The organism is Pseudoalteromonas sp. S1650 (genome assembly GCF_005887195.1).
Lineage (GTDB): Bacteria > Pseudomonadota > Gammaproteobacteria > Enterobacterales > Alteromonadaceae > Pseudoalteromonas > Pseudoalteromonas simplex.
Window position 1 is genome coordinate 1 of record NZ_PNDF01000168.1, and the last position, 365, is coordinate 365.

The following is a 365-nucleotide window of genomic DNA, read 5'->3' on the forward strand; positions in this document are numbered from 1 at the left end:
GCGTACCATGCTTTTCTCAGGGTTTTAATAACTAACTCGGCGTTGTTTATCCGGCTTGTTACCCAGCCAACAACCTTACGAGAATACAAATCAATGATGACGCATAAATACTGCCAACCATCTTTACAGCGTACTTGTGTGATATCTGATACCCACACGGTATTTGCTGTATCAACATTAAACTGGCGTCGTAATAAATTACTCGCTTTGATTGTACCTTCTTTCTTCGCGCGACTTGTATAGCGTCTCTTACCTGATTTTGAACGATAGCCAACGCTTTGTAATAGTCTCTGCACACGCCCTTTACTACAATCAAAGCCATGCGCTACCGCAGCCTCCCAAAGCTTTCTATAACCAGGAATGCC

1 protein-coding gene is annotated in these 365 nt (G+C 43.3%); it reads right to left on the reverse strand.

From position 1 onward, the window contains the following. The coding region (locus CWB80_RS22040) for a DDE-type integrase/transposase/recombinase (protein WP_171041579.1) at positions 1 to 365 on the reverse strand (365 nt) is incomplete at both ends.